The organism is Pseudoxanthobacter sp. (genome assembly GCF_036822375.1).
In the GTDB taxonomy this organism is placed as follows: Bacteria; Pseudomonadota; Alphaproteobacteria; order Rhizobiales; family Segnochrobactraceae; genus Pseudoxanthobacter.
In genome coordinates this window covers 1-4,938 of record NZ_DAISHT010000151.1, presented here as the reverse complement: position 1 = coordinate 4,938, position 4,938 = coordinate 1, and the positions used below count along the sequence as shown (strand labels likewise).

Annotated in this window: 7 protein-coding genes; 6 read left to right on the top strand and 1 reads right to left on the bottom strand. The window is 66.1% G+C overall.

Annotated features, from left to right (window positions below; all coding sequences use genetic code 11):
* Positions 1 to 86: 86 nt before the first annotated feature.
* The gene (locus V7067_RS13045) at positions 87 to 1,013 is read right to left on the bottom strand and encodes a MurR/RpiR family transcriptional regulator (protein WP_334176336.1); all 927 of its coding nucleotides are present in this window, start codon (positions 1,011 to 1,013) and stop codon (positions 87 to 89) included.
* Between the two features lie 118 nt (positions 1,014 to 1,131).
* On the opposite strand from V7067_RS13045, the gene V7067_RS13040 reads away from it, so the two are divergent.
* The 6 genes from V7067_RS13040 to V7067_RS13015 all read left to right on the top strand — a co-directional run.
* Positions 1,132 to 1,779, top strand: coding sequence for an urea carboxylase-associated family protein (locus V7067_RS13040; protein WP_334176335.1), 648 nt, complete (start codon positions 1,132 to 1,134; stop codon positions 1,777 to 1,779).
* Entirely contained in the window at positions 1,772 to 2,377 is a 606-nt protein-coding gene (locus V7067_RS13035; protein ID WP_334176334.1) for an urea carboxylase-associated family protein, read from the top strand. The genes V7067_RS13040 and V7067_RS13035 overlap by 8 nt, the downstream gene beginning before the upstream one ends.
* The gene (locus V7067_RS13030; protein WP_334176333.1) at positions 2,377 to 3,018 is read left to right on the top strand and encodes a DUF1989 domain-containing protein; all 642 of its coding nucleotides are present in this window, start codon (positions 2,377 to 2,379) and stop codon (positions 3,016 to 3,018) included. The genes V7067_RS13035 and V7067_RS13030 overlap by 1 nt, the downstream gene beginning before the upstream one ends.
* Positions 3,019 to 3,030: 12 nt before the next feature.
* Complete coding sequence (locus V7067_RS13025) at positions 3,031 to 3,867, top strand: transporter substrate-binding domain-containing protein (RefSeq protein ID WP_334176332.1); 837 nt, start codon at positions 3,031 to 3,033, stop codon at positions 3,865 to 3,867.
* Between the two features lie 47 nt (positions 3,868 to 3,914).
* On the top strand, positions 3,915 to 4,571 hold the full coding sequence (locus V7067_RS13020; RefSeq protein WP_334176331.1) for an amino acid ABC transporter permease: 657 nt from the start codon (positions 3,915 to 3,917) through the stop codon (positions 4,569 to 4,571).
* A 17-nt stretch (positions 4,572 to 4,588) separates the two neighbouring features.
* Positions 4,589 to 4,938, top strand: a 350-nt coding sequence (locus V7067_RS13015) for an ABC transporter permease subunit (protein WP_334176330.1), incomplete at its 3' end; no start/stop codon positions are given.

Sequence of the window (4,938 nt, the reverse complement as noted above, 5' to 3'; positions counted from 1 at the left end):
CCGCCGGCCCGGTCTGGCAATTTCATAGGATTAAAAAACGGGCAGGCGGTCTGCGCCGCCGGCGCCGGTCCTCGCGCGAACCGGGCTCAGCCCAGTTCGGCGAGGCCGGCGTGCTGTTCGTCCACCGCGGCAAAGCGCGTGCGGGCCTTCTGGCCGAGCCGGGCGATGAGCCCTTCCAGCAGGGCATGGGACAGAACGAACGCGGCGGAATGGTCGTCCGTCGCCCCGCGCGATTTCGAGTGACAGCGCAGCACGAAGTCCGCGCCCAGCGTATCGGCCATTCCGGTATCGGTGATGAGAGCCACGCGCACGCCCTGCCGGCCGAGCGCCGGCACCAGCCGCGTTATCAGCGGCACGCGGCGTCGCATGGCGAACACGATGGCAAGATCGCCCGGCCCGGCATCGATCAGGCTCTCGCCGAACGTCTCCCCGCCGGCCGGCAGCAGAAACACATTGTCGCGCACATGCACCAGCGACCATTTCAGATAGCCGGCCAGATAATAGCCGTGGCGAAAGCCGATGATCCACACCCGCGGCGCCGTCTCCAGTGCCCCGGTCAGGCGCTCCCATGTGCCGCCATCGAGGCCGGCAAAGGTGCGGCTCACATTTTCGCCCACCATCTCCGCGTGGCGGGCAAGGTCGTAGGGGCCGGCCGGATTGTCGCCCTCCTGCAACCGCATCAGGGTCACCGGCGAGCCGTTCTCCCGTTCGTCGCGGGCAAAAAGGCGCATTTCCTCGAAATTGGCGAACCCCAGCCGGCGCACGAACCGGCTGACGGCGGCATTGGAGGTGCCCGCCAGCCGCGCCAGCTCGGAGGCGGCATAGCCATGCAGTTCACCCGGAAAATGCAGGATGAGATCCGCGACCCGGCGCTCGGCCGGCGCCATGTCGTCATAGACCGCCCTGATACGCGCATTCAGCAGGCCATCGGCTGCGTCCCCGCCGGGCTGTGTCGCTGTGTCCGTTGTCGCACTCTCGGGTGTTGCCGTGTCGGGTGTCCCTGTGTCGCCCACGTCCGCCTGCCTGTTTGGTGATCACGTCGTGATGATAAAATGCGCTTTTCAAAAACGCAAATTATGAAATCATGATTTCAATCTCATCGATAGCGCCGAGGACATGATGGCATTCGAGGTGGATTTGAACGGAAAGGCAACCCTTGCCCTTTCCAGCGTGCGCAGCGAGGTCATCCAGCCGATGACGGGCTGGGCCGGCGTGGTGAAGGCCGGACAATATATCCGCCTGACCGACCCGCATGGCCGCCAGTGCGGTGATTTCTGGGCCTTCAACGCCGACGATCTGGACGAGCATCTTTCGGCGATGCACACCCGCGTTTGGGTGAACAAGCTGTGCCCGGAGCCGGGCGAGAGTTTCCACTCCAATCACCGCCGCCCGGTTCTGCAGGTCATTGCCGATACCTGCCGCGTGCATGACCTGCTGACGGCCGCCTGTGACGAACACCGTTATCGGCTCTATGGCCTGCAGCACAGCCACCGCTCGTGCGCCGGCAACCTGCGCGAAGTGATGGAGCCCTATTTCGGCACCCGGCCTTTCTACGTGCCGCAGCCGTTCAACATCTTCGCCAACGTGCCGGTGGGTGCAGACGGTTCGGTGCTGAACGGGCCGGCGCCCTCGAAGCCCGGCGACTACATCGTGATGAAGGCGTGGATCGATCTGGTGGTGGCGATCTCGGCCTGCCCGCAGGAATTCAACCCGATTGCCGGCTGGTATCCGACCGAAATGCACGTCGACATCATGGAGCCGGAGCGGGCCGATGGCTGAGCGTGTGCTGCATGTCGCCGGCGGCCACGGCGGTGCGTTCGACGTGAAGGCGGGCGACGTGTTCGTTCTGGTCGATCTGGAAGGTCAGCAGGCCATCGACTTCGTCGCCTTCAGCGCGGCCGATCAGGGCGAAACCCTGTCCGGCATCGAAACGCGCCTCGCCCTGCGCTCGCTCTACATCAAGTGCGGCGATGTGCTGATGTCGAGCCGCGGCCGGCCGATGCTGGAGATTGTCGAGGATACCATCGGCACGCACGACTACACGGTGCCGGCATGCGATGCGAGCCGGTTTGCGGTCGACTTCGGCTGCCCCGGTCACCGCAACTGTCTCGACAACATGTACGAGCCGCTGCGCGCCTACGGCATCCGCACGCCGCTTGCCCTGCCGGAGCCGTTCAACTTCTTCCAGAACAGCCCGGTGGTGGAAGATGGCCGCACGGCGGTGGTCGATCCGCCGAGCCGTCCGGGCGACCGCATTGCCCTGAGGGCGCTGATGGACGTGGTCTGCGCGGTCTCGTCCTGCCCGCAGGACATCATCCCCGGCAACGGCCTGCGGCCGACGCCGGTTGAAGTGCGCTATCCGGCGGAGGAGGCGTGATGCCGCTGCTGATGAAGGAACCCGTTACCGGCCCGCTGCCGCCGGAAAGCGATGTGATCGTGCCCGGCGGTGAGGTGCGGGCCGTGCGGGTTGCCTGCGGCCAGTTTCTGGCGGTGACCGATATCGACGGCGGCCAGCCGGCGGGTCTGTTCGCCGTTGCCGATGCGGACCCGGAGATCTTCCTCTCGCCCCATCACACGCGGGTGTTCTCCAATTCCTTCGCCCTGCGGCTCGGCATGCGGCTTGTTACCAACAAGCGTCGTCCGGTGATGGTGCTCGGCATTTCCGCGCCGCACCTGACGCACGATCTGCTGCTGCCGCTGACAGAGGGCGAGGCCGGCGGTGCGGAAGCGCTGAAGGCGCGCGTTGCCGCCGCCATTGCGGCCGCGGGCGGGCAGGCGGCGAAGACCGCCGATCCGGTCAACCTGTTCCTGTCGGTCGCCATCGGTCGCGATGGCAGCCTGACGCCGGCGGGCGCCACATCGCGGCCGGGCGACATGGCCGCGGGCCGGTTCGTTCTGGACATGACGGTTGCCGTTGCGGCCCCGCGGGCCGACGGCCGGCTCTGGCAGCGCTCCGAACCGGGGCGGCTGCGCGTGCAAGTGCGTAACGATCTCGATTCCATCATCGGCCGTCCATAACAGGGGAACACAATGGGCCTGAAGACGCTTGGAACTCTCGCGCTCGCCGCCGCGCTCGGCGCGGGCCTCATGACAGCGCCGGCAGGCGCCGCCTCGCTGAAAGAGGTGAAGGAGAAGGGCACGCTGGTCGTCGGCATCGATCCGACGTTTGCGCCGTTCGAGTTCACCGATGCCGGGGGTAAAATCGTCGGCTACGATCCGGATATCATTGCGGCCGTGGCGAAGAACCTTGGCGTGAAGGTGGAATACAAGGTCATGCCGTTCAGCGGCATTCTGCCGGCGCTCATCGCCGGCGGCTTTGACATGACGCCGACCCTGAATGTCACGGCCGAGCGGGCGAAGCGCATCGATTATGTCATCCCCACGGCCACCTCCACCAATGCGGTGCTGGCGCTGAAGGACGGCAAGGTGAAATCGTCCGATATCGGCGCGCTTTCGGGGCTGACCTGCGCGGTGAAGCAGACGACCCAGCCCGAGCAGATGATGCAGGCGCTCAACACCGGCCTTGAGAATGCCGGCAAGGCGCCGGTGGAACTGCTGGGCTTCGAGACCATCGAACAGACCATTGCCGCCCTCGACAAGGGCCGGGCCGATTGCGTGGTGGACGACAAGTCCGTGCTGACCGAAGCGGTTGGCAAGCGCAAGGATCTGGCGCTGGTGGTGGTCGGCGATATCGGGCCTTCCACGCCCATCGGCTGGGGTGTGAACAAGGCCGATGCCGATCTGGCGGCGGCGCTCTCGGCGGAAGTGGCGAAGCTGAAGGCCGATGGCACCATCGGCAAGCTGCAGACGCAGTATTTCGGCTACACGATGGAACTGCCGGAAAAAGACTTCGTTCCCGCCAACTGACACTCCCGCCGACAGGCCTGCCCCGGTGCAGGCGGCAGAGGGCCGCGATGTTTCAGACTGCCCTTTTTCTTGAGGCCATCGGGCCTGTCGCCCGCGCCACGGTGGTCACCGTCGAGCTGACGGTGGCGGCCGGCATCGTCAGCCTTGCTGTCGGGGCTCTTGCCGCCGCCGCCCAGATCGGCGGCGGCAGGACCGGCTATGTGCTGAGCCGCCTCTATGTCAGCCTCATGCGCGGCACGCCGCTCTATGTGCAGTTGCTGGTCGTGTTTTTCGGCATCGCGTCGCTCGGCCTCTCCGAACAGGCCTTCCTCGCGGCGATGCTGGCCATCGGCCTCAACTCCGGCGCCTATTCGGCCGAGATTCTGCGGGCGGCGGTGGCGGCCATTCCGCCCGGGCAGACGGAGGCCGCCGAGGCTATCGGCATGAGCCGCTGGCGCATCTGGCAACGCATCGTGCTGCCGCAGGCCTTCATCGCCAGCCTGCCGCCTCTCACGGCCGAACTGACCATCGTGCTGAAGTCGACGCCGCTTGCTTCCGTGGTTGCGGTCACGGAGATCACCTATACCGGCGTTCTCATCCAGTCGCGCACCTTCTCGGCCATCGAAGTGTTCACCGCGGTCGCCATCTCCTACACCGTGCTGGCGCAGATCCTTCTGCGCGGTTCGCGGGTGCTGGAACGGCGCCTGAGTGCCCTTCGGGGATGAGCCCGGAGGATCAGACGATGACCGATTTTCTCGATGTCTTTCTCCAGTACGGCCCGCTCTTCCTGCGCGGGCTGCGCGAGACGGCATGGCTGACCGGACTGGGCACGCTGTGCGCGCTGGCCGCAGCCATTCTGCTTCACGCTGCCGGGCAAAGCCGCTGGCTGGCGCTGCGCGCGCTGGTGCGCCTCTACACCGAGTTCATTCTCGGCTTTCCCATTCTGGTGCTGCTTTACGGGGTCTATTTCGTCGCCCCCGATCTCGGATTGCGGTTTTCCGCCGTCAGCGCGGGCGTGATCACGCTCACGCTCTATTATTCGCCCTATATGGCGGAGGCCATCCGCGGGGCGGTGGGGGCTGTGCCCCGGGG